19 protein-coding genes are annotated in these 22,350 nt (G+C 61.1%); 15 read left to right on the top strand and 4 right to left on the bottom strand.

The window, feature by feature from the left end; translation table 11 throughout:
- The first annotated feature begins 196 nt into the window (after nucleotides 1-196).
- A complete protein-coding gene (locus tag ACIPO9_RS24215; protein ID WP_274134154.1) occupies nucleotides 197-892 on the top strand; it encodes a sulfotransferase family 2 domain-containing protein in 696 nt (231 codons plus the stop codon).
- Nucleotides 885-1,529 carry an adenylyl-sulfate kinase gene (gene cysC / locus ACIPO9_RS24210; RefSeq protein ID WP_400783951.1) on the top strand — a complete coding sequence of 215 codons (645 nt, stop codon included), beginning with the start codon at nucleotides 885-887 and terminating at the stop codon, nucleotides 1,527-1,529. The genes ACIPO9_RS24215 and cysC overlap by 8 nt, the downstream gene beginning before the upstream one ends.
- Nucleotides 1,530-1,536: 7 nt before the next feature.
- Here the strand turns inward: cysC and ACIPO9_RS24205 are convergent, their stop codons facing one another.
- Nucleotides 1,537-3,024 (bottom strand): YdgA family protein, encoded by a 1,488-nt coding sequence (locus tag ACIPO9_RS24205; RefSeq protein WP_400611023.1) that lies wholly within the window; start codon nucleotides 3,022-3,024, stop codon nucleotides 1,537-1,539.
- A 178-nt stretch (nucleotides 3,025-3,202) separates the two neighbouring features.
- Here ACIPO9_RS24205 and ACIPO9_RS24200 point away from each other — a divergent pair, with 178 nt between their 5' ends.
- On the top strand, nucleotides 3,203-3,895 hold the full coding sequence (locus ACIPO9_RS24200; RefSeq protein ID WP_400611021.1) for an HAD-IA family hydrolase: 693 nt from the start codon (nucleotides 3,203-3,205) through the stop codon (nucleotides 3,893-3,895).
- A gap of 200 nt (nucleotides 3,896-4,095) precedes the next feature.
- Nucleotides 4,096-4,398: an addiction module antidote protein gene (locus ACIPO9_RS24195; RefSeq protein ID WP_274134150.1), complete on the top strand. Its 303-nt coding sequence runs from the start codon at nucleotides 4,096-4,098 to the stop codon at nucleotides 4,396-4,398.
- A gap of 52 nt (nucleotides 4,399-4,450) precedes the next feature.
- Here ACIPO9_RS24195 and ACIPO9_RS24190 read toward each other — a convergent pair whose 3' ends face one another.
- Nucleotides 4,451-5,416, bottom strand: coding sequence for a LysR family transcriptional regulator (locus ACIPO9_RS24190; protein ID WP_274134149.1), 966 nt, complete (start codon nucleotides 5,414-5,416; stop codon nucleotides 4,451-4,453).
- A 306-nt stretch (nucleotides 5,417-5,722) separates the two neighbouring features.
- On the opposite strand from ACIPO9_RS24190, the gene ACIPO9_RS24185 reads away from it, so the two are divergent.
- From ACIPO9_RS24185 to ACIPO9_RS24165, 5 genes are all read left to right on the top strand, one after another.
- Nucleotides 5,723-6,601: an amino acid ABC transporter permease gene (locus ACIPO9_RS24185; RefSeq protein WP_400783949.1), complete on the top strand. Its 879-nt coding sequence runs from the start codon at nucleotides 5,723-5,725 to the stop codon at nucleotides 6,599-6,601.
- Nucleotides 6,602-6,622: 21 nt separating this feature from the next.
- Nucleotides 6,623-7,387, top strand: a complete 765-nt coding sequence (locus ACIPO9_RS24180; protein ID WP_274134147.1) for an amino acid ABC transporter ATP-binding protein — start codon at nucleotides 6,623-6,625, stop codon at nucleotides 7,385-7,387.
- Between the two features lie 22 nt (nucleotides 7,388-7,409).
- Nucleotides 7,410-8,231 (top strand): ABC transporter substrate-binding protein, encoded by an 822-nt coding sequence (locus ACIPO9_RS24175; protein WP_400783948.1) that lies wholly within the window; start codon nucleotides 7,410-7,412, stop codon nucleotides 8,229-8,231.
- Between the two features lie 169 nt (nucleotides 8,232-8,400).
- Nucleotides 8,401-9,585, top strand: coding sequence for an MFS transporter (locus ACIPO9_RS24170; RefSeq protein ID WP_400783946.1), 1,185 nt, complete (start codon nucleotides 8,401-8,403; stop codon nucleotides 9,583-9,585).
- Nucleotides 9,586-9,804: 219 nt separating this feature from the next.
- Nucleotides 9,805-10,809, top strand: coding sequence for an aldo/keto reductase (locus ACIPO9_RS24165; RefSeq protein ID WP_274134144.1), 1,005 nt, complete (start codon nucleotides 9,805-9,807; stop codon nucleotides 10,807-10,809).
- A gap of 102 nt (nucleotides 10,810-10,911) precedes the next feature.
- Here ACIPO9_RS24165 and lapD read toward each other — a convergent pair whose 3' ends face one another.
- Nucleotides 10,912-12,855, bottom strand: coding sequence for a cyclic di-GMP receptor LapD (gene lapD, locus ACIPO9_RS24160; RefSeq protein WP_400783945.1), 1,944 nt, complete (start codon nucleotides 12,853-12,855; stop codon nucleotides 10,912-10,914).
- Between the two features lie 27 nt (nucleotides 12,856-12,882).
- Nucleotides 12,883-13,593 carry a cysteine protease LapG gene (lapG, locus tag ACIPO9_RS24155; RefSeq protein ID WP_400783944.1) on the bottom strand — a complete coding sequence of 237 codons (711 nt, stop codon included), beginning with the start codon at nucleotides 13,591-13,593 and terminating at the stop codon, nucleotides 12,883-12,885.
- Between the two features lie 328 nt (nucleotides 13,594-13,921).
- Here lapG and ACIPO9_RS24150 point away from each other — a divergent pair, with 328 nt between their 5' ends.
- The 6 genes from ACIPO9_RS24150 to ACIPO9_RS24125 all read left to right on the top strand — a co-directional run bounded on the left by ACIPO9_RS24150 (nucleotide 13,922) and on the right by ACIPO9_RS24125 (nucleotide 22,023).
- The gene (locus ACIPO9_RS24150; protein ID WP_274134141.1) at nucleotides 13,922-14,665 is read left to right on the top strand and encodes a GntR family transcriptional regulator; all 744 of its coding nucleotides are present in this window, start codon (nucleotides 13,922-13,924) and stop codon (nucleotides 14,663-14,665) included.
- Nucleotides 14,666-14,840: 175 nt separating this feature from the next.
- Nucleotides 14,841-15,596: a thioesterase II family protein gene (locus ACIPO9_RS24145; protein ID WP_274134140.1), complete on the top strand. Its 756-nt coding sequence runs from the start codon at nucleotides 14,841-14,843 to the stop codon at nucleotides 15,594-15,596.
- 680 nt (nucleotides 15,597-16,276) lie between these two features.
- The gene (locus ACIPO9_RS24140) at nucleotides 16,277-17,053 is read left to right on the top strand and encodes a DUF3050 domain-containing protein (RefSeq protein ID WP_400783943.1); all 777 of its coding nucleotides are present in this window, start codon (nucleotides 16,277-16,279) and stop codon (nucleotides 17,051-17,053) included.
- Nucleotides 17,054-17,102: 49 nt separating this feature from the next.
- Nucleotides 17,103-18,047, top strand: coding sequence for a diiron oxygenase (locus ACIPO9_RS24135; RefSeq protein WP_400783942.1), 945 nt, complete (start codon nucleotides 17,103-17,105; stop codon nucleotides 18,045-18,047).
- Nucleotides 18,044-21,493 (top strand): non-ribosomal peptide synthetase, encoded by a 3,450-nt coding sequence (locus ACIPO9_RS24130; RefSeq protein WP_400783941.1) that lies wholly within the window; start codon nucleotides 18,044-18,046, stop codon nucleotides 21,491-21,493. The genes ACIPO9_RS24135 and ACIPO9_RS24130 overlap by 4 nt, the downstream gene beginning before the upstream one ends.
- Nucleotides 21,494-21,534: 41 nt before the next feature.
- On the top strand, nucleotides 21,535-22,023 hold the full coding sequence (locus ACIPO9_RS24125) for an SRPBCC family protein (RefSeq protein ID WP_400610998.1): 489 nt from the start codon (nucleotides 21,535-21,537) through the stop codon (nucleotides 22,021-22,023).
- The last annotated feature ends 327 nt before the right edge of the window (nucleotides 22,024-22,350 follow it).

The following is a 22,350-nucleotide window of genomic DNA, read 5'->3' as shown; positions in this document are numbered from 1 at the left end:
TTTTTGACAGCAAGGAAAACAGCCAGTTAGTGCATGTTACAAAATCCAAAACAGGAACATGTAACAACAACCATACAAACTATACATTTATCAGTTGAACTTGCCACTTACGTAAAGTATTTGCAAAGTTCGCCCCGCCCGTTATAACTGCCTGTAACCTGAAATTCGCTACATACCTCGTTACAGGTCACCCCTCATGAATCACCTACTCTGGAAGTTGTTTCCAAAGAGCCACCGCGAGTTTCTGCTGGAGCGGCTTTCTGTCGTCGACCGCCAGGTGGTCAACAAGACGCTGTCGCGCAAGGCCCGGTTTCCCGAGGCTTTCGACCATTTCGAATGCATCTTCATCCACGTCCCCAAGTGCGCTGGCAGCAGCGTGGCGATGTCGATATTTGGCGACACGCCCACCGGTCATCTGCCGTTGTACTGGTATGAGAAGCAGTTCAAAGACCGCTATGAGCAATACTTCAAGTTTGGCTTTGTACGCGATCCATTACATCGAGCACTGTCGGCTTATCGTTACTTACTGCAAAATCCGCAGCCCCGGGATAGAGCGGCTTACGAGTTGGTCAGCCGTTATTCGCGCTTCGACGCATTCGTGGATGGCTGGCTGCATCCGGAAAACGTATCGAAACAAATACATTTCGCGCCGCAATATCATTTTCTGCAAAACAGCATGGGCCAGATCGCCGTCGATTTCATTGGCCGCCAGGAACACCTGGAGTCGGATTTCGCCGCCCTCTGCGAGCACCTGGATATCAGCGCTCAACTGCGCCACCTCAACCGCTCGCCCGGCCCGCGCTATCAGACCGCCGGCCTGTGTTCCGACGCCTCGCGCAAGCGAATCCGCGAGGTCTACGCCCGAGACTACGAGTTGTTTTCCTATGATTGAGCCACGTCCGACCATCATCGCCTCGCCCCTGTCCGTGGGCCAGGACGAGCGTGAATCGCTCAAGCGCCAGCGCGCCTGCTGCATCTGGTTCACGGGGCTGTCCGGGGCCGGCAAGACCACCCTGGGAAACCGGCTGGACCAGACACTCGTCGCCCACGGCCTGCACAGTTACCTGCTTGACGGAGATCGCCTGCGTCGGGGCCTGTGCCAGGATCTGGGCATGTGCGAGCAGAGCCGTCGGGAAAATGTCCGGCGCATCGGCGAGGTCGCGAAGCTCATGGTGGACGCGGGGCTGATCGTGATCGTTTCGGCGATTTCGCCGTATCGCGAAGACCGCGATGCCTGTCGCCAGCATTTCGCCGAGGGGCAGTTCATCGAGGTGCACGTCAACACGCCGCTGAGCGAATGCATGCGCCGCGATGCGAAGGGGCTGTACAAGGCTGTGCGCGAAGGACGGATCCGCAACTTCACCGGCATCGACAGCCCTTACGAGCCGCCGATCGAGCCGGAGTACGTAGTCGATACCAGCGTGGAAAACGGCGACCAGTTCATCGACCAACTGCTTGCGCAACTGCTCGAAACCCGGCCGCCAGGTGCTTACCGCGCGTTCACCGGGTCACACGCGCTGGCAAGATAGCGGTGGTTCATTGCCCGCCGTTGAGCATGACCACTTTACCCATCATCGCGGCGGCAAATTGCTGGGCGCTCATCTTCACGCCGTTGAAGTCCACCACATCATCGGCGTAGTGCAGATTGGAGACGATGTTGTCGCCTTCGACCTTGCCCACTTGCAGCATCACCGCCATGCCACCGACCGATTCGGCCGTGCCTTGGGCGTGCTGTGCGATGGCGGCGGGGTCGGTCTGGCCGGCAGATTTGGCCTGCAGCGCGGCCAGGTCCTGAATCATCGGCTTGGACAGCACCAGCCTGGCGTCCAGTTGGGTCAGCAGTTGCTTGAGCAGTTGCGCGCCAGGCTGGTCGAGGGAAGTCGGGTTGGCCAAGTCCATCGCCAGGCTGAAATGGCTTTCGCCGCTTGCGGTCTTGAGGGACAGCTTTTCCAGCTCGATATGGGGTTTGGCGGTCAGCAGCTTGCCGACTTCAGCCTGCACCAGCGCCTGGTCCGCTGCGCTCAAATGTGGCGTATAGGATTCGCCCATCGCCGCTGCGGCCTGGGCCTGCGGCTGGACTTTTTCCTGGTAGATCTTCAGCAGGGCCTTGGTTGAGTCGATGTCGAAGTTGGCGAATTTCCAGAGCATCCGCGCAGAGCCGATCTCCTTGCCATCGACGTTGATCGTGCCGATGTCGTAGCTCACCTGGGCGTTGAGGTTGCCTTCGACTTCCTGCAACAGGCTGGTGTTGACGAAGTTCTTGAACTCGATCGGCGGGCGACCGGCAGCTTCGAACATCGCCGAGCTTGCCTTCGCATCGCTGTGGCCCAGATAGAAGCCGGACTTGCCTTTGGTGCCACCGGTGTTGAACGTCAGATCGCGCAGGCTCAGTTTGACCGGGCCCTCTTCGGAGGTGGCGGTCACGTCCAGGCTACCCAACAAGCCGTTGGCTTCGAGCTTCTCGCCATCGGCGCTGCCAGTGGCATTGAGGGTAAAGCCAGAGAAGCTGAACGAGCCTTGCTGATTGCTGAACTGGAACGGTCGCACCTCGACGCGGCCTTTGGTGGCCCGGTCGTAGCCCATGCTGAAATGCCCGGTCAGCGGCGGCTGGTCGCCCGTCATGGCGAACCATTTTTCGGCGTAGAGGTTCTTCTCCAACTGCGTGTTGCTGGCGGCCATTGCCGGCACCAGTTGCAGGGATTTCACGCGGCTCCATGGAAACGGGCCGTGCTCGATGTTATCCACGAACAGCAACTCGACCGGCTGGCCGTCGTTGAGTTTTGGCGTCTGGAAAGTGAGCTTGTAATGCGCGGTGCTGGTGAAGAAGTGGCGTTCGAGGGAAACCAGTTGCACGCTCCCGCTGCCCTGGTGGCCGACAAGCGCAGCCTGCATCTGCTGATTGGCCTGGGCAACGGCATCACCGAGCACGCCCTCAAGACGCGTCCCTGTGTACCAGGCGCCTGCGGTGATGACAGCGCCTGCAACCACGACGATGCCTACGGCAAATTTGGCTGATTTATTCATGTATTGGCTCGAAGATGTCCGTTCTTGAAAAGAAATCGTGTCTTCCCTGACCCCGAAGGGCGGCGAGAACTGCGCCGAGGTTAGCACCTGCCGAGGGTATTTTGCAGTCGTTGCGCCTAGCCATGGCCCTTGCACCGGCGTTAGGCTGGGTTTCAACCTGCGATAAGGGATCGATGAGATGAGCGACACGCGCAAGCCCAAGGGACCGATCAAGGCGGTGATCTTCGACATGGACGGCCTGCTGCTGGACACCGAGGGCATCTACACCGAAGTGACCAACACCATCGCCAACTGGCACGGCAAGACCTTCGACTGGTCCGTCAAACAGCACTCCATCGGCCGCGGCTCGCAGGACTTCGCAGAATACGTGATCGGTGCGCTTGAGCTGCCAATGTCCGCCGACGAATTCCTCACCGTGCGCCAGCCCATGCTCGACGAGCGCTTCCCTCACGCCCAGCCGATGCACGGCGCCGAAGCGCTGGTGCGTCATCTGGCCGAGCACAACATTCCGATTGCCGTGGGCACCAGTTCCTCGCTGCACTACTTCCACGTGAAGACGAGCAACCACCGTTCCTGGTTCGAGCTGTTCAGGCACGTGGTGACGGCTGACCACCAGGACGTGACCGCCGCCAAGCCTGCGCCGGACATCTTCCTGGTCGCCGCGCGCAATCTGGGCGTAGATCCTGCCGATTGCCTGGTGTTCGAGGACTCGCCCTTCGGCGTGACAGCCGCCAAGACAGCCGGGATGTACGCCGTAGCCGTGCCGGACTCGAACATGCCCGCCGAACAGTACGCCCACGCCGACCTGATGCTGGGGTCCCTGGCTGAGTTTCCGCTGGAAGACTGGGGCCTGCCGGGGTATGGCCGCTAAGACTTGCGAAATTCAGAGGTAGCAGTCCGGCTTGCCGGCGATAGCGACTTCGCAAACGCCGTCGCCGGCAAGCCGGACTGCTACGGGCATAGGCAACCCATTTTTTGGCTGCGGTCGGCTATCGGTCATAGCGTCCGATCAATTCACATCCAGCGGGTAAACCTGGGATGTACCAACCACCTCACCCAGCGGAGAAAGCCATGACCAGATCACGTGATCACGACGATACAGTCATTGCGATGATTCGGGATGATCCACAATTCGCGGCGGAATATCTGCGGATCGCGTTCGAGGAGTTGGACCAGGAAGGCGGTGAGTCTGCCTTTCTGTCAGCCTTGAGGCATGTGGTTGAAGCACGCGGCGGCCTGGCCGTGATAGCAGAGAAAACCGGGCTCTCCCGTGAAAGCCTGCGTCGGGCACTCGCCCCAAGCGGCAATCCCACCTTGAAAACAATGCGCCGGGTTGTCCACGCGACCGGGCTGACATTTGCAGCTATCGCCTGATTGCCGACGCTTTGCGGGCAAGCTCCCGCACAGCGAGCGAACTCGACCGCGCCTACACCTCCCGCTTCAAATCCACCCCCAACGCCTGTGCGAACGCTTTGACCAGCGGGCTGCGTGGGGCGTTGTGGCGCAGGATGAGGTTGAAGGGGGTGCGCAGGTGGATGAGGTCCGGGCGCAGGGCGCGCAGTTGGCCGTCGCGAACCAGGTTGCGGGCATAGTGCTCCGGGAGGAAGCCGATGAAGCGTCCTGTCAGGATCAGGATCGCCACGGCTTCGACCTGTGAAGCGGACGCCGACTGGCTGTCGTAGTTGACGAAACTGGCCTTGTCCCGATGGATCGCGTAACGGTGGTTGATGACCTGATGGTGGCGCAGGCTGTCGACGTCTAGCGCCTGGTCGTCGGCGTCGAACAGCGGATGGCCCTCGGCGCAGTAGGCGTGGGCGTGTTCTTCGTACAGCTCGAAATAGTCGAACTCTTCGCGGCGCTGGTAGACCGGCACGATCCCGACGGTCAGTCGGCCTTCGACCACCCCGCGTTCGATTTCATCAAGTTGCGAAGCATGCAGGCGCAGTCTTACTTTGGGCGCTTCATCGTGCATTGTTCGAAGCGATGTTATTAAGGGCGAACTTTTATCGGACATCGTGTTGTCGATAACGCCGATACTCAAGTCTCCGATCAGTTCGTTCTGCGCCGAACTTATGCGGTCGCGGAAAGTGTCCACCGAGGCAAATAGTTCGATGGCCGCCTGATAGACCAGCTTGCCTTCTTCGGTCAGATGAAACCCTTCCCGGCCCCGGGTACACAGTCGCATGCCGATGCGGATTTCCAGGTCCGAGATCTGCTTGCTGATCGCGGCAAGCCCCACGTTCAGCTCGTTCTGCGCGGCGCTGAAGCCGCCGGCCTCGACCACCGCCTGAAACACTCGCAGCAGTTTGAAGTCCATCCCGCTGAGGGAAATGGGTGGGCGATAGCCCGGTTGAGGTGGCACGTTTCCAGAAGTGGAAAGTGGAGTTTCCATAATGCTGATTTACCTCGCCCGTCATATTCAACAGGCTTTGACCCACAACAAAAACATGCCCGAATGACAATAATGACCACAGAAAATGGCGATTGGCAACCATCGACTCGACGCCCGGATCAATGACCCGGCCGCTGATCTAAGCCCCATGAAACCTGACACTTCGATCAGGACTTTTAACGCAAGACTGCCCCTCACTCTCAGCGAACACCCAGCCTCGAAAGCGTGCCCGAACACACTGACCGGCCCGACGATGACTCGCTGAAATCGAATACGCACGGCCAGCACACGCTTCGGAGACACACCATGAACCAGAACCAGGCAGAGCGTCTGCAAGCCGAACGCAAGAAGACCGAGAACGAGTTCGACATCACCCAGTACGAACATGTCCCGCGTCGCTATTACGGCCGGATCTTCTTCGCCACACTGATCGTCATTGCCCTGGCGGGCCTGGCCCGGGCATTTGCCAACGGGCAGATCGAGTGGGGCTACATCGCCCAGTTCCTGACTTCCGAAGCCATTCTGTGGGGCCTGGTGAACACCATCGTCATGTCGATTCTGGCGATGATCCTGGGCGTGGTGATCGGCGTGATTACCGCGATCATGCGCATGTCGGCCAACCCGATCCTGCGCTATGTGGCCATCACCTACACCTGGCTGTTTCGCGGCACGCCGCTGATCCTGCAACTGCTGCTGTGGTTCAACCTGGCGCTGATCTTCCCGGTGATCGGCATTCCCGGCGTGTTCCAGCTCGACACGGTCAGCCTGATGACGCCGTTCGTGGCCGCACTGCTGGGCCTGTCGATCAACCAGGGCGCGTACACCGCCGAGGTGGTGCGCGCCGGCCTGCTGTCAGTGGACACCGGCCAGTATGAAGCGGCCAAATCCATCGGCATGCCGCGCCTGCAGGCGCTGCGCCGGGTGATCCTGCCCCAGGCCATGCGCGTGATCATTCCGCCGGTGGGCAACGAATTCATCAGCATGGTGAAGATGACCAGCCTGGCCAGCGTGATCCAGTACTCCGAACTGCTGCACAACGCGCAGAACATCTACTACGCCAACGCCCGCGTGATGGAGCTGCTGATCGTCGCCGGCATCTGGTACCTGGCCGTGGTCACGGTGTTGTCGTTCGGTCAAAGCCGTCTGGAGCTGCGTTTCGCTCGCGGCGCCGGCAAGCGTTCGTAAGTCAGGCCCTGGAGAACAAGCATGAGAAGCATCGTCAAAGCCGTCGGCCTGAACAAATACTACGACCAGTTCCACGCCCTCAAGGACGTCAGCATCGAGGTCGAACAAGGCGAAGTGCTGTGCATCATCGGGCCTTCGGGCTCGGGTAAGAGCACCCTGCTGCGCTGCGTGAACCAGCTGGAAAAGATCGACAAGGGCGGCCTGTGGGTCGATGGCGAGCTGGTCGGTTATCGCGTGGTCGGCAACAAGCTGCATGAACTGACTGACGCGCAAGTCGCCCGCCAGCGCCTGAGCACCGGCATGGTGTTCCAGCGTTTCAACCTGTTTCCGCACATGACGGCGCTGCAGAACGTCATCGAAGGCCCGATCCAGGTGCTCAAGCGCTCGCCCAAGGAAGCCAACGAAGAAGCCATCGAATTGCTGGCTCGCGTCGGGCTTGCGGACAAGCGCCATTCCTATCCCGTCGAACTGTCGGGCGGGCAGCAACAGCGCGTGGCGATTGCCCGCGCGCTGGCCATGCGGCCCAAGCTGATGCTGTTCGACGAGCCCACTTCCGCCCTCGATCCGGAGCTGGTTGGCGAAGTGTTGTCGGTGATGCGCGATCTGGCGCACAGCGGCATGACCATGATCGTCGTGACCCATGAGCTGGGCTTCGCTCGCGAAGTGTCCAACCGCATGGTGTTCATGGACGGCGGCCAGATTGTGGAGGCCGGTAGCCCCGAAGACATTCTAATAAGCCCACAAAACCCACGAACCCAAAGCTTCATTTCTGCCGTTCGCACCTAAACCAGAACAAACGAGAACGACCATGAAAAAACTGATCCTCCCGACTCTGCTCGCCGGCCTGATGGCTTCCACTGCGGCCTTCGCCGAGCTGCCCGCCAGCATCAAGGACAAAGGCGAAATCACCGCCGCCATCGTGCCGAACTACCCGCCGATGGACTTCAAGGACACCGCCACCAACACCCTGACCGGGCTCGATGTGGACCTGGGCAACGCCCTGGCCGAACGTCTGGGCGTGAAGATCAAATGGCAGGAAACCGCCTTCGAGCAGATGGTCAGCGGCCTGGTGACCAAGCGCTTCGACATCATCCTGTCGGGCATGACCGACACCGCCGAGCGCCAGAAGTCGGTGACCTTCATCGACTACTTCTCCAGCGGCCCGCAGCTGTACACGCTGACCAAGAATACCGAACTCAATCAGCCTGAAGACCTGTGCGGCAAGAAAGTCGGCACCAGCCGGCGCACCACCTGGCCGGCTGAAATCGCTGCGTGGAGCAAGGAAAACTGCGAGGCCAAAGGCAAACCGGCCATCGTCGTCAGCGGCTCCGAAGGTTCGGCCGACGCTCGCGCTCAATTGCGCCAGGGCCGTCTGGACGCCGCCATGCAAGGCAGCGAAACCATTCCGTACCTGATGTCCCAGGAAAAGGACACCTACAAGCCGATCGGCCTGGCGATTTCCAAGCAGTTCACCGGGCTTGGCGTGAACAAGTCCAACCCTGAGCTGGCCCAGGCTATAGCCGAAGCGATGCAGGCGATGGTCGACGACGGCACCTACGGCAAGATCCTCAAGAAGTGGGAGCTTGAGCAGGGTGCGGTGAGCAAGGTGGGGATGAATCAGGGGCAGTGATCGCTCGCGCGGACGATTTCGCGATTCCGATCTTGTAGGAGCGCGCTTGGTCTGGGCCGCATTCGGACGACAACGGTGTGTCAGCCAACGTTGATGTCTCTGACACACCGCGATCGCGGGCAAGCGCGCTCCTACACGGTGACACCGAACACAGGACATAAGAACAACAGTGGCCACCTACTCCCTCGTCATCCGTCGCCTGATGGTCTGTTCGCTGACCATCGTCATGAGCCGGGCGATGACCAGTCCCTTGCTCACGCTATTCCTGAGCACAAAGCTGGGCCTGAACCAGCAGGACGTCGGGCTGTTGATGGGCATCGCGGTGTTTCTCGCGACGCTGCTGGGGCTGTATGGCGGCTACGTCATCGACCGTCTGGAAAAGCGCAAGCTGCTGATTCTAGCGATGCTCTCCAGCTCCATCGGCTTCACGCTGCTGACCTTTGCCAGCAACGTCTACCTGACCACCTTGACCCTGGTCATCACCGAAACCGCGTCGGCACTCTTTCTCATCGGCTCCAAAGCCATCATCAGTGAGAACCTGCCCATCGGTCAGCGGGCCAAGGTATTTTCCCTGCGCTACACCCTGACCAACATCGGCTACGCCACCGGCCCGATGCTCGGCGTACTGATTGCCGGGCAACTGCCCTTGGCGCCCTTTTTCATCGCCGCCGCCATCGCGTTCGGCAGCGTGTTCCTGATGATCGGCATTCCGCCGACCGTGGCGGACAACGAGAACCAGCCGCGCAGCTTTCTCGACACCCTCGCCACGTTGAAGAACGACCGCACGCTGATTCTGTTCACCGGAGGCAGCCTGCTCAGTACCATCGTGCATGGGCGTTACACGCTGTACCTGTCGCAGTTCCTGTTGGTCACCCACACCTCGGAACAGGCACTGAAAATCCTCTCCGCCGTGCTGGCGTGCAACGCGATCACGGTGATTCTGATGCAGTACCAGATCGGCCGTTTTCTCAAGCGCGAGCAGTTGCCGTACTGGATCTGCCTGGGCACTGCGCTGTTCGCCCTCGGCCTGTTCGGCTTCAGTTTCGCCCAGACCACCCTGGCCTGGTGCGCGGCGATGTTCGTGTTCACCCTGGGCGAGATGATCATCTATCCGGCCGAGTACCTGTTCGTCGACACCATCGCCCCCGAGCATCTGCGCGGCAGCTACCTGGGCGCGCAGAACCTGGCGGCATTCGGCGGCGCCATGAGCCCGGTGATCTGCGGTTATTTATTGATCAATTCGCCAGCACCAACGATGTTTTATGTGTTGGCGGGGCTCACGGCGGTGGGAGGGACGCTGTGCTTTCTCGCGGGGCGGCGTGCAAAGCTCACGCATCCTGACCTCCCCATCTGATCCCCGCCGAAACCTTGTAGGAGTGAGCTTGCTCGCGATAGCAGTCTGTCTGTGCCATTTCATTTGCCTGACACACCGCAATCGCGAGCAAGCTCACTCCTACAGGTCCGGTGAAACCTGTTTGAATTTGTCACTTTTCAAATCCGTCTCGAACAGGCGAGTATGTCCGGTCTAGAGCTGTCCTGATTTCCACTTCCCTGACGAAAAGGATATCGAGCAATGATCTACCGTACGCTGGGCCAGTCCGGCCTGAAGGTTTCCACGCTGACCCTGGGCTCCATGATGTTCGGGGTGCAGACCAGCACCGAAGAATCCCTGCGCATCATCGACAAGGCCTGGGATGAAGGTGTGAATTTCATCGACACCGCCAACGTCTACAACGCCGGCCGTTCGGAAGAAATCGTCGGCGAAGCCATCGCCTCGCGCCGCAGCGAGTGGGTGCTGGCCACCAAGGTCGGCAGCAGCTCGGGCAACACCGCGCCCAACACCAGCGGCCTGAACCGCAAGCACATCTTCAATGAGATCGAGTCCAGCCTGCGTCGTCTGGACACCGACTACATCGACATCCATTACCTGCACAAGGAAGACCACAGCACGCCGCTGGAGGTGACGGTTTCGGCCATTGGCGATCTGATTCGCGAAGGCAAGATCCGCTACTGGGGCGTGTCGAACTTCCGTGGCTGGCGCATCGCTGAAGTGGTCAACGTCGCCCAGCGCCTGGGCGTGGACAAGCCGGTCATCAGCCAGCCGCTGTACAACATCGTCAACCGCCAGGCCGAGCTTGAGCAGATCACTGCGGCGAAGTTCTACGGCCTGGGCGTGGTGCCTTACAGCCCGCTGGCCCGTGGCGTGCTCAGCGGCAAATACGCACCGGATGTCACGCCTGACAGCAGCACCCGCGCAGGGCGACAGGACAAGCGGATTCTGGAAACCGAATGGCGCACCGAGTCGCTGCACATTGCGCAGAAACTGCAGCAGTACACCAAGGACAAGGGCGTCGGCCTGGTGGAATTCGCCATCGCCTGGGTGCTCAACAACCAGGCCGTGACCTCGGCCATCGTCGGCCCGCGCACCGAAGAGCAGTGGGACAGCTACACCAAGGCGCTGAGCGTGAAGATCACCGCCGAAGACGAGGCGTTCATCGATTCCCTGGTGACCCCGGGCCACGCCTCGACGCCGGGCTTCAATGATGTGCAGCATTTTGTGACAGGGCGCTATCTCTAATAAACGCGCTGTAGGAGCGCGCTTGCCCGCGATTGCGATCTGTCTGTGCCATTTCATTTGGCTGACACACCGCCATCGCGGGCAAGCGCGCTCCTACAAGGTTTACTCCCACGGCGCGGGGTCGCCAAAGAGTTGCCCTTGAACCCCCGCAATCCCCATCTCCCGCAACACCACAAACTCCCCTTGCGTCTCCACCCGCTCGGCAATAAGCGGCAAATCAATGCTGTGCGCCGCGCGCTGGATGGCTTCGATGAACAGCCGCTTGTGCCGCTGCTGGTCGATGGCGCGGATGTAGCTGCCTTCGATCTTCAGGTACGCCAGGCCCAGGCTCGACAGGTTGCCGATCATGCTGAAGCGCCCGCCAAAATGCTGCAGGGCCAGTGAGTAACCCAGGTCCTTGAGGCGTCGGGTCAGGTCTTCGAGCTCCTGTTGATCCGGCACCTGCTCTTCGCCGATTTCCAGAATCAGCCGGTGGGCCAGATGTCCGTTGCGCTTCAACACCTCCATCACCTCGTTCAGCGCACCGGGATCGGAGAGGGTCGCCGCCGACAGGTTCAGCGCCAGCATCTGGTCGTGCCGGGGCAGTTGCTCGAAGACGGTTTCCAGCATCAGCAAATCATGCCGCGCCGACCAGCCGAAGCGTTCGATCCAGGGCAGGAAACGGCCAGCGGGCAGGGTTTGTGATTCCTCATCGATCACCCGTGACAGCACCTTGAAATGCAGCACCCGGCTTTCATCGCGGGCATCCATGACCGGTTGGAAAAACAGCTGGAAGCGGCGCTCGGTCAGGGCCTGGTCGAGCAGCTCGTACCAGGCGTGGTGATCGTCCTCAAGGCTACTCACCGCGCCGTGCTCAATGCAGTGCCAGATTTGCCCGGTCTGGGTTTCGGCCTGGGAAATGGCCTGGTCGGCCAGGCCCATGAGGGTTTGCGCCGAATCACCGGGGGTGTAGGGCGCAAGGCCGATATAGGCTGCCGGGCTGACGTCCGAAGCGCCGGTGCCACGCAGGCTTTTCAACGCTGTTTCCAGCTCGCGGGCCAGTTGCAGCGCTTCTTCCTTGACCAGTCCGGGCGCCAGCACGGCGAACTCGCCGCCGCGAATCCGGCTGATCAGGTGCCGCGCCTCGGCATGGTTGAAGCACTGGCGCACCAGCACATCGCTGACGGCCACCAGCAATGCGTCGGCTTTCTTTCCCCCCAGCCGCTCATTCAGGCCGGTCAGGTCGTTGACCCTCATCAACAGCAGGTAACCCGAGCGGGCGTCCTCGACCTGGCTGACATGCTGATCCAGGCGCATGTCGAAGTAGCGCCGGTTGGCAAGGCCGGTCAGGCTGTCTTCGTAGGATTCGATCCGCAGTTTTTCGGTGCGCTCGGCATGCTCATGAAACAGCGCCTTGAGCTTGTCGACCATCTGGTTCATGGCCTGTACCACCCGCCTGAGCTCGGGGGTGGCGGGAAGCTCCTGCAAGCTGAGAAATTCCCGTCGGCCAATCGCCTGGGACTGCTCGACCATGTAGTCCAGCGGCCTGAGCTGGCGCCGCAACAGCCAGGCGCCCAGCAGGAAACTGATCGCCCCGCACAGCACCAGCCAGCCCAGATTGCCCAGGGCGCCTTGCCACAGCTTGCCGATGGCGAACATCGGGTGGCTGACGACTTCGACCCGCGCTGCCGGGCGCCAGCCGCGGCTGATGATCGCACTGGCCCCGGCCGGCTCCAGCGCGATCAGCTTGATGAACCAGTCCGGTGCCGTGGCGGCAGGCATGGCGCTGCGCTCGACCAAAACTTTGCCCGTTGCAGGGTTCACCACGCGAATGCGCGCGTAGTAGCCACTGTCGAAGATCGAACTGACCATCAGTTCCATCATGGTCGGGTCGTCCACCGAAGGCGTCAGCGACAGGGCTAGCGCGGTGGCCGCATCCTGGGCGTGGGAGCGCAGCTGATTGACGTACTGGTTACGTGAGCTCTCCAGGCTGACCATGAAGCCGCCGCTGAAGGCGACCAGCATGAACAGGCAAATGGCGATCAACAGCTGTTTGAACAGGGTCATGGGTCAATCCTTGTTCTGTCGGATGGGTCAGGGCGTATTGCCCTCGACCGGAAAACCTTCGGCTTTCATCTTGTTCAACACGTCCTGCCAGCGGGACAGCTGTTTGATATCCCCCGCAATGCTGTTACTGCCAATGGTGCTGTCCGTCGCATCCGGCAACCACACGCCCTCCCCGTTGAAGGCGTACACCGGCAACAGGTCCTTGCGCGCATCGGCAGGTTCAATGGTGTCGACCAGACTGTCGAGCACCAGCGGCTCGCCATCTGCGTCGGGGTAGTACGTCAGCACCATGTGTGCCCGCTCCGGATTGAGCACCTTGACGTAGGTAATCAGCAGCTTGTCTGCGGGCATTCCCCATTGCCGCAGGCTGAAATACTTGGCGATGGCGAAATCTTCACAGTCGCCTGCGCCCCTCCACAGCGCCTGGACGGGCGTGGCCCAGTAATCGTCCATGTGCCACAGATCGATATCCTCCACATACCGCAGTTCGCCATTGAAGAACCGGTTCACGCGCTCCAGCATTTCCAGATCACCGGCCGGTTTACTCCCGCCGAGCATCGCTTTCCATTCATCGACACGGTGCCGCCCCTCCACCGATGGCCCGTACAGTGCGCTGGCCCGCCGCACAATCAGGGAAAAGTCCCAGTCGGCGTAGGCAAAACCGGCCAGCACGACGCCCGTCAGCAATAACTGACAGCACCTGCGTGCAAGCCGGTCGAAAGCGCAGCGGGTCGCCAAAGTTCTCTATCCATGGGATCGACCGGAGGTACTCGATAGCGAGCCTCCAACCGAGGACAATAATGGCATCTGGCGATCATTGGCTTGCAATTCAATGACTTCGAATGTCTGCCGGAGTGAACGTAAAAATGCCACGTCCAGGCGACCGTTTTCCGACGCCTCGTATCGTTCAAAGGATAGAACACGGTGCGCACATTCTCGCCACAAAGCCTTGTAGAATGCGGTCTGCCGCGACAGGGCCGAGGATGTTACAAAGTTTGACAAGGTAAGCCGGGGCTTCTAGTGTTCCATTGGATCCAATATTTGAACAATGAAGAAGAAGTAATCGATGCGCAGGACTGAGAGAGAGCAATTTCTGCGGGAAATCCTGGGGGACGAACAGCCTCCTGCACATCTGGCACGCGCCGTGATCGAGGAAAAACTGCGCAGCGCAATCCTCGACGGCCGACTGTCGGCGGGCATGGCATTGCGTCAGCAGGAGCTGGCCACGCTGTTTGGCGTCAGCCGCATGCCCGTGCGCGAGGCCCTGCGCCAGCTTGAAGCCCAGTCGCTGTTGCGGGTCGAAACCCACAAGGGCGCGGTCGTCGCTCCCCTGATCAATGAAGACGCCACCGACGCCTATGCCCTGCGCATCCTGCTGGAATCCGAAGCCCTGCGTCAGTCGATCCCGCTGCTGACCGCCGAAGACATCGCCCGTGCCCGCGGCTACATCGAGCAACTGGAGATCGAAACCGACTACGCCAAGATGGGCACGCTCAACCGCCTGTTTCACATGGCGCTCTACAGCCGTGCGCCAAACAAGCGCCTGCTCAAGCTGGTCGAAGACGGTCTGAACGAAGAAGAGCGCTTCCTGCGCTTCAATCTCAAGCACATGGGCCTGGGCAAGCTCTCCCAGCACGACCACTACGAACTGCTGCAGATGGCCGAAGCCGGCGCCGCCGAATCGACGGTAAGCGCCCTCACCCACCACTTGAACCGCGGTGTGGAAGCCATCAACAACTATCTGAAAAGCCGTCCAGCGGAAGTCGCCAGACCCGCCTCGGCGTCAAGGAAGCGCGCCCTCGCCCAGTGAGGGTTCAACGACCGTGAACGGCGACTGTTCACGGTCCAGCATTCGCGCCTCTGCTCGCGGTCATTGACCGGATTGGGCATGGGGCTGATACGGCATCGCCTGTTGCGGTGCCAGCGCCGAAGGACCCGGCCCCACGGTAGTAGCTGGCTTGCCGTCGCAGGCCCGGGGATTGCGAGTGTACGCCGCGAAAAGCAAATGGCTGATGGTGGTCAGTTCCGGACAGCCTATCCGCACGCGCCTGATCTGTTTTCCGGATGCCGGGGCCGATCCCGAGCTGTTTCGTGACTGGTCACGGGGCCTGGCCGATCACATCGAGCTTGTGACACTGCGCCTGCCCGGGCATGGCAGCCGCCTCAAGGAAACGCCTTACGATCAGTGGGCGCCGCTGCTCGAGGACGCCTTTCCGGCTCTCGAACCCTACCTGAACGAACCCCACGCCTTTTACGGCCACAGTTTCGGCGGCCGTATCGCCTACGAGATGGCGCGCCTGGCGCAAGCCCACTCCCCGGGCCTGACCCGCCATCTGTTCATCTCCGGCTGCCGCAGCCCCGACAGCCAGCAAGCCCGGCCTTACCTGCACACGCTGCCCAAGGACGATTTCATCCAGGCGCTGACCAGGCTCGGCATCGTTCCCGAATCGGTGCTGCATGACAGCAAGCTCATGCGCCTGTTCGAACCGGTCATGCGCAGCGACCTGAAACTCTCCGAGCTGTGGTCCCATCGCCCGGACGAAGGGCTGAACATTCCGTTGACCGCGCTCTACGGCAGCGACGACGCACGCGACACCGCCGCCAGCATGATGAATTGGCGCGAGTTCACCCGCCGCGAATTCGAGCTGATCGAAGTGCTCGGCAACCATGACTTCCTCACCTCGCAGCGCACTCGCCTGCTGCACATCATCAACACTCACCTGGGGCTGCTCGACGTCTGAGCCCCGGCGGTGAGCGCCCTCTGCCGATTCACCCCCTCCTGCGACCGTCCCGCCCATTGCACCCCCTGTGATTTCTGCCAGCGTTAAGCCTGCGCATTCCTGTGTTTCAGGCACACTCGCCAAACGGACCCGCCTGCAGTCAGGCGCGCAACAGGTCACTTTCATGGAGCAATAAAAGGAGCAGTACAACGGGTGCGGTCGTATCGGGATGCCTAACAACGCCGCCCACACAAAATTCCTTCTTATTCGATTATTCAGTTAACGCGCAATGCTGAACGAGGCATTCGTTCATTGTTATCAATTCTGACTCCAGTGAGTTGGAAGGGTTGCGCTCATCCCAATAAAACTTATTTCAATAGTTTTATCAGCCCACTTCGCGCCGTGTTTTCATACACTTTAAAATAAGTAAAAAACTATTTGATAAGTTATTAAAAAGTGATTTAACGTTTTCTCGTCGCCAACTGCCAGGCGCCGGAATTTCAACGGCATCCAGCGCCTGGCAGCCACGCGACGCCTATGCCACGGGCATTTGGCTGATCATCCCACTGACCATTTGACGAAGTATCTGTTCGCGGCCTGCGCTCGCCTGTCTTTAATGAAACTTGCGCAAGCACTCTATGAAGCAGGCCACACCGACGTCTGGACCGCACAGAACTTTCCCACATCAAGGACGCCATAACATGCAGACCCAACAACAACTATTGAACCGTAAGAAGTCTGAACTAAGCGCTCATCCGATCTTTTCCGAAATCGACTCTCTGGCGGTATTGCGGCGCTTCATGGAGGCCCATGTGTTTGCCGTCTGGGACTTCATGTCACTGACCAAGCGCCTGCAACAGGAGCTGACCTGCACCCGCTTGCCCTGGCTGCCGCCCAAGGACCCCAAGGCTGCGCGCCTGATCAATGAAATCGTGCTGGGGGAGGAGTCAGACGACCGCGTCGATCACGGCCACTACAGCCATTTCGAGTTGTACCTGGACGCCATGCGTGAAGTCGGCGCGAGCACCGCCAATATCGAACGCTTCATCGCGTTGCAGCAGGAGGGTGTGCATGTCGACACCGCGCTGGACAGCGTCGACGCCGACCGGGCGGCAATCCGCTTCGTTCGCGACACCCTGGCGACAGCGCTCGAGGCCCCGGCCCACAGCGTGGCGGCCGCGTTCCTGCATGGCCGCGAGAGCGTCATCCCGCTGATGTTCCAGAGCATTCTCGACGACTGGGGCATTACCGCCCATCAGGCACCGACCTTTCGTTACTACCTGCAACGCCACATCGAAGTCGACTCCGAGGATCACGGGCCAGCCGCCGAGTCGCTGCTGGCGCGCCTGGTCGATGGCGACGAGCAGCGTGAGCACGAGGTCTACGCCGCCGCCATCGCCGCCGTGGAAAGCCGCATCGCGCTGTGGGATGCCCTGCGCGTAAGCATGCGCACGCCCGCACTGGAAGCCAGCGCATGAGCCGCCCACCGGCGCCCCCCTCTTCCGCTCACCGCACAGGGACAAGACCATGAAAGCCGAAGACTACCTGTCTTTCGTCGACGCCTGGGAAGGCCGTGCCACGATCCGCACCCGCCCGCGCCGCATCGTCGAGAACGACGAAAAACTCATCTACCCCTTGAGTCGCCAACCGCTGGTGCTCAGTGAAACCTTCACCCGCGAATGCCCGCACCTGCGTGATTTCGCGCTGATCCAGAGCCTGTACAAGTTCATCAACGATGTGGTGATTTTCGAGACCGAGATCGTCGACAAGACCGCCCGTAGCATCGCCAAGGACAACTTCGCGATCCGCTTCCCCTTCGCTTGCCGCTACGACGCGATGACGGTGGTGGTGGACGAGGATTACCACGCGCTGGTGGCCATGGACTTCATGCAGCAGACCATCGCCCTGACCGGCATCGAGCCCATCCATCTGCCCCTTGAAATCGAGCTGAGCCGCGCCATCCCTGCCGCACTGGCCCTGGCGCCCGAGCACCTGCGCAGCGCCGTCGAGCTGATCTGCGTGGCCATTGCCGAGAACACTGTCACCAACGATGTGGCGGCGTTCGCCAAGGACGACACGGTCAAGCAGTCGATCAAGGGGCTGATGGCCGACCATTTGCTCGACGAAGGCCGGCATTCAGGCTTCTGGGCGCGGCTGGTGCGCATCTACTGGCACGCCGCATCCGAGGAAGACCGCGCAACCATCGCGCAGATCATGCCGGTGTTCATTGCTCAATATTTGACCAACGACATCCAGAAGTCCTTCGACTTCGTGCTGATCGATCATCTCGCGGTCTCCGAGCCCATCAGGCAGGCGCTGCGTGATGAAACCCAAGCGATGTGCTTCCCGATCAACCGCCATCACCCGCTGGTGGGCAACATCGTGCGCTTTTTCAAGACCAGCTCGATGCTCGAGTCCTCCTGTGTGCAACAGGCGCTGGCTGACTATCTGCCAGCAGGAGGCGCGCTATGAAACGCCTGGAGATCGTGCTCATCGGCCATAGCAGGGCCTTGAGCGAACTCAGCGCCGAGCTCGACAGCCACGGCCATTTGATACACCACCTTGCCGACGCGCAGGCACTTGATGACAGCGCGTTGCAAAGCCCTTCTATGCTGATCGAAGACGGCACGCTGGACCTCAACAGCACCCGCCTGCAGGCCTTCAGCAGCCGCGTGCATCTGGGTTTGCGGGTCGGCCTGACGCCTGATCTGGCCCAGGGCCTGCCACGGCTGGAATTGCTGTGCTGGTATGGCAGCGCGACGGCGCAGCGGTTGATACTGCGCGAAGCCATGCCAGCCGAGCCGTCGGGTAATGGTCGCGTGCTGCGTGACGCTGCGGTGGCCGCGCTGATCGACAGCGTTGCGCTGATGGTCAGCCGGTTCTCTCGCGACGGCGAGCATTTCACCCGGGCCGAATCGGCTCTGCCGCCGCAGAGCGAATGGCAGGAAGGGTTGCAGCAACTGGACCGCCTGGCCTTCGAGCACCGCTTCAATCATACCGCGCAGTCCCATCTGCTGAGCATCGCCCAGGTGCCGCTGACGGCCCGACTCGACGCCAGCTTCAGCGCCTTCGGCGAACGGTGTGCGCTGAACATCGACGGGCAGCGCATCAGCTACGACGCATTGCGCGCGCACAGCGTGGCGATTAAGGCGCAGATCAGGCCGCTGCTGGGGGCGTCAAATGAACCGGTCGTGATCGGCATTTGCCTGCCCAAATCGACGGCTTTGTTCGCAGGGATTCTCGCCATCCTGGGTCTGGGAGCGGTGTACCTGCCTCTTGACCCCAGCCAGCCACTGCCACGTCAGCAGTACATCCTGGAAAACAGTGCAGCGGTGTTGTTGCTGCACGACGGCCAGCATCCACTGGCGGGGGGCTGTGTGCCGGGGCTGGACATCAGCGCCATCAAGGCCACGCCCGGCACTGAACCGCTGATGACTCAGCGCCCCGACAGCCACGCGCCGTGCATGGCGCTGTACACCTCGGGCACCACTGGGCATCCCAAGGGCGTGATGCTCAGCCAGCGCAACCTGAGCCACTTCACGGCCTGGTACGCCGAATATGTGGGGCTGTCGGAGCACAGCCGGGTGTTGCAGTTCTCGACCCTGAGTTTCGACTCTTCGGTGATCGACATCTTCCCGACCCTGCTCAGCGGTGCCGAGCTGGTGGTCGCCAGCGAGGATCAGCGTCGCGATCCGCTACAGCTGCGCGATCTGCTCGACGACAACCTGACCCACGCCTTCCTGCCGCCCGCCTTGCTCAGCATTCTGCCGATGGAGCAGCCGCTGCGTCTCGGGCATTTGATGACCGGTGGCGATGTCTGCGAGCCCTACGTCATCGAGCGCCTGGCCGCGCAATGCCGGTTCCACAACCTGTACGGCCCGACCGAGGCCACGGTGCTGATCACCGCCGGCCAATTCAAGCCCGGCAGTAGCAACCGCAACCTGGGCCGTCCGATTGCCAACAGCCAGCTGTTGATTCTCGACGAGCAGATGCAGCCGGTAGCCGAACAGACGCCGGGCGAGCTGTACATCGCAGGGCCTGGGGTGTGCCTGGGGTATATCCATAACCCGACATTGACCGATGAGCGCTATGTGCACATTGCCTTGGGTGACGGCGAAACCCTGCGTGCCTACCGCACCGGTGATATCGGCAAGTGGACCGACGAGGGTGTCGAGCTGTCGGGACGGCGAGACAATCAGGTGAAGATCCGCGGCTTTCGCGTTGAACCCGAAGAGATCGAACACTGCCTGCGCGACAGCCAGTTGTACCGGCAGGTGGCGGTGGTGGTCGACGAGCATCGGCGCATCCTGGCGTTTCTGGCGCAACCTCACGGGGTCGAGCCGGATGCGGCGCGGCATCTGCTCAAGGCCCACGTCGAACGGCTACTGCCGGACTACATGCGCCCTGCCGCCTATACGGAACTGGCGAAGATGCCCTTCGCCCAGAACGGCAAGATCGATCGCAAGGCACTGCTGCAATTGCCAGTGAACATGATCGAGCAGGCACCGCGTCGTGAACCCGCCACCGACAACGAGCGGCAGCTGCTGGCCTTGTGGGCCGAACTGTTGGAGCTGCCGCCGGGGGATATCTCCACCGACGAAAGCTTCTTCAATCTGGGTGGCCACTCGATCCTGCTGTCGCAGATGCTGCTGGGGATTCGCGAGCAGTTCGGGCGCAGCATCCCCATCAACCGCTTCATCGAAGCGCCGACGCTGATCAACCTGGCGTCGCTGATTGAAAGCGACGGGGCATCCAGCTGGACCGTCAGCCCACAGGCGATCAAGGACGCCACCAGGCCGCTCGATTTGCCGATCCTGCCAGTGGGCAAGCTGGGCGATGTGCACAAGGTGATTGTCACCGGCGCCAACGGATTTCTCGGCGTGCATATCGTCCAGGCGTTGCTGGCGTGGGGCGCAACCGAAGTGGCGTGTCTGGTGCGTGAAGGCGGCGGAATGACGGCCCGCGACCGCTTCATCGATGCGCTGCGCGAGAACCGCCTGGAACACCTGGACCTCAGCCGGGTGCGCGTGTACGCCGCTGACGTGACACGGCCTCAGCTGGGGCTTGCCGATGAGGTGTACGAGCGCCTGGATCGCGAGTTCGGTGCGCTGGTACATAACGCAGCCAACGTCAATCACGTGCAGGACTACGAGACGCTCGCCAAGGACAACGTGGCGCCGATCTTCGAATGCCTGCGCCTGTGCGAGGGGCGCAGCAAGAAGGTCTTCAACTTTGTCTCGACGCTGTCGGCCTCGAGTGCGGTGGCCGCCGATGGCAGCGTGCTGGAAGCCCCTGCAGCCGAGACGCCGCCGATCTACATCAAGAACGGCTACAACCTGTCCAAGTGGGTCGCCGAGCGCATCCTGCAGCAGGCACGGGAGCTTGGGGCGTGGGTGAACATCTATCGCCCCGGCAACATCGCGTTCAACAGCGTCACCGGCGTCTGCCAGCCGCACAAGAACCGACTGATGCTGATGCTCAAGGGCTCGATGCAACTGGGCCAGGTGCCGGACTTCTCGATGACCTTCGACCTGATGCCGGTGGACTTCCTGGCGCGCTTCATCGGCTTTCACAGCAGCCGCTATCACCCTGCCCGCGCGGTTTTCAACCTGCATAACCCAGAGCCTCTGAGCTGGAGCGGTTACGTCGACGCGTTCCGTGAAGCGGGGCGCGAGTTCGAGATGGTTAGCGTGGCGCACTGGCAGACCCAGCTCAACCGGGTCGACAGCCAGAACGCGTTGTTCGGCGTGCTCGGCTTCTACCTGGACGGCTTCGAGGAAGACATCGGCGACATCTCGATGATCGCCTACCAGAACGCCCTGGCTGGCGTTGAGCGCATGGGCGAGCGCTACCCGCAGAAAACCCCTGCGCTGCTGCGCAAGGGCTGCGACTACCTCCGGGAAATCGACTTCATCTGACTTTACCCAACGCAATACCCACCTACGTAATGGAGAACGACATGAACGCAATCAACCAGATCCAGCCGCTCAAACCCGACACCCTGGTGAGCAACCCTGCGGGTACGCCGGTGGTGTCATCGGTCAAGGTCGCGGCGCCGGCCAAGGACGTGTGGAAGGTGGTCGGCGATTTCGGTGGCTTTACCCGTTTCATCCCGGCGCTGGCCAGCATTGAAGTGATCGGCAATGGGGTGGGCTCGGTCCGTCACAAGAAATTCAGGGAAGGCGGGCTGGAGGTGGTCGAGCAGTTGAACTCGCGTGACGACAGCGCCCTGTCGATGACCTGGACCACCATCCACAACAACCTGGGCGTCGGCAACCTCTGGGCCTCGATGACGGTGGTGCCTGCAGGGGATGCTGGCAGCATTGCCACCTGGACCATCATCGCTGAGCCTGCTGTGGGTAATACGATGAGCGCAGACGAGTTCGAGGCATTCCTGCAGGGGTTTGCCGATGACGCAATGAGTAACGTGCAGAAGCTGTTTGGCTGAGAGGTGTAGCCCTGGATCAAGCCAGCCATCGGAGACGGTGGCTGGCTTTTTTGTGGGCGAAGAATAACTGCCTGCGTAGCAGCACGGCTTGCCGGCGGGGTGGGCGGCACGATCGCTGTAGGAGCGCGCTTGCCCGCGATGGCGGTGAGTCAGGCGCTGCGGTGGTGTCGGTAATGACGCCTTCGCGGGCGAGCCCGCTTGTATGGTAGGACTCGAAGGGGTGGGTGGGACTAAAGCCAGCTTCTGACTGTTAGCCGCAGTACAGACCGTGGGAGAAATCGTCCCCACCCCTTCCACCAAAGCGCCGATAAAGAATGCTTCGTTTTC

This window comes from Pseudomonas sp. NPDC090203 (assembly GCF_044746765.1).
GTDB lineage: Bacteria > Pseudomonadota > Gammaproteobacteria > Pseudomonadales > Pseudomonadaceae > Aquipseudomonas > Aquipseudomonas putida_AD.
This window is presented reverse-complemented; position numbering and strand designations above follow the sequence as displayed.

Excerpts from the sequence above, each read along its gene's own strand:
- ACIPO9_RS24215 (WP_274134154.1), top strand. The coding sequence starts at position 197 with ATGAATCACCTACTCTGGAAGTTGTTTCCAAAGAGCCACCGCGAGTTT.
- cysC (WP_400783951.1), top strand. The coding sequence starts at position 885 with ATGATTGAGCCACGTCCGACCATCATCGCCTCGCCCCTGTCCGTGGGC.
- ACIPO9_RS24205 (WP_400611023.1), bottom strand. The coding sequence starts at position 3,024 with ATGAATAAATCAGCCAAATTTGCCGTAGGCATCGTCGTGGTTGCAGGC.
- ACIPO9_RS24200 (WP_400611021.1), top strand. The coding sequence starts at position 3,203 with ATGAGCGACACGCGCAAGCCCAAGGGACCGATCAAGGCGGTGATCTTC.
- ACIPO9_RS24195 (WP_274134150.1), top strand. The coding sequence starts at position 4,096 with ATGACCAGATCACGTGATCACGACGATACAGTCATTGCGATGATTCGG.
- ACIPO9_RS24190 (WP_274134149.1), bottom strand. The coding sequence starts at position 5,416 with ATGGAAACTCCACTTTCCACTTCTGGAAACGTGCCACCTCAACCGGGC.
- ACIPO9_RS24185 (WP_400783949.1), top strand. The coding sequence starts at position 5,723 with ATGAACCAGAACCAGGCAGAGCGTCTGCAAGCCGAACGCAAGAAGACC.
- ACIPO9_RS24180 (WP_274134147.1), top strand. The coding sequence starts at position 6,623 with ATGAGAAGCATCGTCAAAGCCGTCGGCCTGAACAAATACTACGACCAG.
- ACIPO9_RS24175 (WP_400783948.1), top strand. The coding sequence starts at position 7,410 with ATGAAAAAACTGATCCTCCCGACTCTGCTCGCCGGCCTGATGGCTTCC.
- ACIPO9_RS24165 (WP_274134144.1), top strand. The coding sequence starts at position 9,805 with ATGATCTACCGTACGCTGGGCCAGTCCGGCCTGAAGGTTTCCACGCTG.
- lapD (WP_400783945.1), bottom strand. The coding sequence starts at position 12,855 with ATGACCCTGTTCAAACAGCTGTTGATCGCCATTTGCCTGTTCATGCTG.
- ACIPO9_RS24150 (WP_274134141.1), top strand. The coding sequence starts at position 13,922 with ATGCGCAGGACTGAGAGAGAGCAATTTCTGCGGGAAATCCTGGGGGAC.
- ACIPO9_RS24140 (WP_400783943.1), top strand. The coding sequence starts at position 16,277 with ATGCAGACCCAACAACAACTATTGAACCGTAAGAAGTCTGAACTAAGC.
- ACIPO9_RS24135 (WP_400783942.1), top strand. The coding sequence starts at position 17,103 with ATGAAAGCCGAAGACTACCTGTCTTTCGTCGACGCCTGGGAAGGCCGT.
- ACIPO9_RS24130 (WP_400783941.1), top strand. The coding sequence starts at position 18,044 with ATGAAACGCCTGGAGATCGTGCTCATCGGCCATAGCAGGGCCTTGAGC.
- ACIPO9_RS24125 (WP_400610998.1), top strand. The coding sequence starts at position 21,535 with ATGAACGCAATCAACCAGATCCAGCCGCTCAAACCCGACACCCTGGTG.